The 2,993-nt window shown below is 38.5% G+C and carries 3 protein-coding genes; 1 reads left to right on the forward strand and 2 read right to left on the reverse strand.

The window, feature by feature from the left end; translation table 11 throughout:
• The first annotated feature begins 96 nt into the window (after window positions 1-96).
• Window positions 97-1,059, forward strand: a complete 963-nt coding sequence (locus tag B5X72_RS20445; RefSeq protein ID WP_079718792.1) for an acyltransferase family protein — start codon at window positions 97-99, stop codon at window positions 1,057-1,059.
• A gap of 42 nt (window positions 1,060-1,101) precedes the next feature.
• Here the strand turns inward: B5X72_RS20445 and B5X72_RS20450 are convergent, their stop codons facing one another.
• A complete protein-coding gene (locus tag B5X72_RS20450) occupies window positions 1,102-1,833 on the reverse strand; it encodes a DUF3784 domain-containing protein (protein ID WP_079718793.1) in 732 nt (243 codons plus the stop codon).
• 112 nt (window positions 1,834-1,945) lie between these two features.
• The gene (locus tag B5X72_RS20455) at window positions 1,946-2,719 is read right to left on the reverse strand and encodes a hypothetical protein (RefSeq protein ID WP_079718794.1); all 774 of its coding nucleotides are present in this window, start codon (window positions 2,717-2,719) and stop codon (window positions 1,946-1,948) included.
• Window positions 2,720-2,993 lie beyond the last annotated feature (274 nt).

Raw genomic sequence — 2,993 nt, forward strand, 5'->3', positions numbered from 1 at the left:
AGTCTCTACGCTCTTTCATATCAATAATATTTAGCCCGTAAAACTACAGCGGATCAATTAATCAATAAAGATGTACTTGGTCGGGCGGATACATTGATGTTTCTTATCGGCGGTTTATTTCTACCCGGAAGTCTGGCGAGGAAGAATAAAGATGCGTTCGTCAGGGACAGGACGCTTCGGCTTTTTCTCCCGTTCATAACCATCGGAACGCTTCTGATGCTCATCGCCTACTATCCGTCCTATTACTTGGCCACGGGAGATACTAATTTGATCAGGCATATTGCTGATTTTTTCACCCATCAAGGTTGGCCAGCCGGTCCGACATGGTTCATCTGGATGCTGTTTGTCTTTAACATCGTTTTTTTGATTGGCTATCCGTGGCTTAAACGGTGTCCGGTGCTATCCAGCGGAACTTTCGGAAAATTGGCCAAAAAGCCTTCCCTAATGTTTTTCCTGCTATTATGCATATCCTGGCTATTATATGTCCCCATAGCGCATTCCGTCGGTGCGGGTACTTGGCGGGGTATCGGCCCGTTTGACTTCCAGTACAGCAGGCCTTTGCTATATCTTGGTTATTTCCTAATCGGGGTTGCATTAGGTCTTGGTGATTTCGAAAAGACCGTATTCGCACAGAATTCGGACATAGTAACAAGGTGGTGGCTTTGGTCTATCGCGTGCTTGGTTTCATTTGTTGCATTGACGCTTGTTTCACCTTACTTGAGCTCGTTGGTACGCGATGGAAACCTCAGGGAATTCCCGGCCTGGATGATTTACTTCACGCTGTACCTGTGCTCCTGCACTTCCAGCATATTGGCATTTTTGACAGTGTTCCGGCGTTTTGCGACAAATGGCAACAAGATGATGTCCTTCTTATCAAAACATGCATTCCTGATCTATCTGACCCATTATGCCTTCGTCAACTGGATCCAATTCCTATTATTGGAGGTTGAGTTAAACGTTTTTGTCAAATTCCTTTTTGTGGCAGTGTGCTCAGTATGTATCAGTGCCGGAGCAAGCCATTTATTGAAAAAGAATCCATTTATCGAAAAGTACTGGTGAGAGGGCTTTCCGCAACGGAAACAAATGGCAGCATTAAAAACACTATTTCCTATATACGATGTTAGGCAAAGTTTTACTCATTTCATCCAATACTTGTTCGTTCGATTTATCTTTTGCGGAATAATAAATTTTCTTGCCGTCAGCCTTTGTGAATAAAATGAATGGTTTGTTATCTGAATTTAAAATCAGTTTCACTATTTCTCCATTTCTTGTTTTGAAATACCCTTTATTTATTGTCCCAAGAGCGAAGCCGTTTGTCTTTGAAGTGATTTCAGGCAATTGACTGACTAGTTCAATGCTTTTGATTTCAGCTTTAGTTAGCGTCTCGCCATAACTCCCTTGAAATGATACGCTCTCTGAATCAAAGGTTATTCTGTTTTCTTTATATCCGTATCCTAAAAGTCCAACAACAAAAAGTAGCGTGCCTATAAGTATAACAACTCCCGTTTTATTCCATTTTCCACCAAGTCCTTTTGAATATTTTGAATTTGTATAAAAATAGATATATGCTATAATTGGATAAACCGTTAAAAATATTCCGCCTGCATTCTCACTGACAAAATATGTTAAAACAGTACCCAGTACCAAAAAGGATATTCCTAAAAATACATGAAAGTTTCGAAAATATGGAATATACGATTTGATATCTACTTTCTTTCTGTCTTCTTTATTCATTGTGTTGTAACCTGAAAGAAGATATTTCGCGTTTTTTTCTGTTACAATAAACCCAATTGCAACAAAAAGTACACTCATTCCAATAAATACGTATATCATATTTGAAATTTTGCCTAACCCCCAAATATACGCAATAACTTTTCCTTAAGTAATAACACAAGCACCTATAGCGCGTGATAGAAGACATGTCCAGCTAAATACAGGCTTCCACTCATTTATTTCTGCCAGCTATATCGCTATACTGTAATGATGGTAAAAGCCCGAACTTATGATGCTTTGTGTCGAGAACCAAAATATAGTTTAAAAAAAGTTTGTTTCCGGTCATACCTCCTATCCCCATTTTTGACATTTGTTCAATTTGAGCATTACTTACGCCCTCAAAAAATGTGGATGCACCAATTGGAATCGAAATATTGGCAATCTCTATGCTACTATTTGACGCAAGGGTATTGGCAATCAAAAAATTACCCCATGAATTTACCTTGTATTGGATGGGCTTTTCATTAGGTATGGCGAGCTGTTTACTGGTTTCTCTATCAGTAAGCAGCTCAAACATACTTGAACCGGTATCAAAATAAAGAACAGTTTCTTTACCATTAACTTTTGCTGGTAACAATATGTGCCTATTCGAGTATATAAAATCGGATAATGATATGTTCTCCATAAGTCTTTCCGGAATTGATTGTGAAACCGTAAGCTTTTTGTTCACATAGTCAATTATAGCAACTTTGCCGTCAATCAGGTCGGTTCCGATAGTTCCGATTATTTCAATACGATTCTCATCTTTCCAATCAATAGCCGAATCATCGAATTGCTTAACTTCAATTTCCTTCACTACAATTGGCGTTTGGTCTGCTTTAAATGAAAAATTTTCCAGCTTTCCACCAATCTCGTTCGATGGAATTGAACTGGGATATTTCAGTTGAATAGCATTCAATTTATTTTTATAGATCAGGGAGTAAGGAGCACCTGTATCAAATTGCATATAGAATGTGCGTGGGCAGCCTTGTATAATTACAGGAATAAGGATAGCGACATTTGCTTCCCATTTTGAGTGAATGGAGTCTCCTTGCCAGCAAAATCTCAGTGTGCAGGTTTCTGATGGTAATATCAGTATAGATTGTGCTATGAGTATATTATTGGAAAAGATAGCACAATGCACTATATAATACTCCCCAAAAATTGGACAGCTGCTTAAATGTTTAACTTAGCAGTTGAAAAATGAAAAAAGAACGGAGAAAATTCAGTGCAGGCTTTAA

It is taken from the genome of Parapedobacter luteus (assembly GCF_900168055.1).
Taxonomy (GTDB): Bacteria; Bacteroidota; Bacteroidia; order Sphingobacteriales; family Sphingobacteriaceae; genus Parapedobacter; species Parapedobacter luteus.

What these genes read in the sequence shown, in the direction of transcription:
- B5X72_RS20445 (WP_079718792.1), top strand. Translation starts at nt 97, where the DNA reads ATGTTTCTTATCGGCGGTTTATTTCTACCCGGAAGTCTGGCGAGGAAG.
- B5X72_RS20450 (WP_079718793.1), bottom strand. Translation starts at nt 1,833, where the DNA reads ATGATATACGTATTTATTGGAATGAGTGTACTTTTTGTTGCAATTGGG.
- B5X72_RS20455 (WP_079718794.1), bottom strand. Translation starts at nt 2,719, where the DNA reads ATGCAATTTGATACAGGTGCTCCTTACTCCCTGATCTATAAAAATAAA.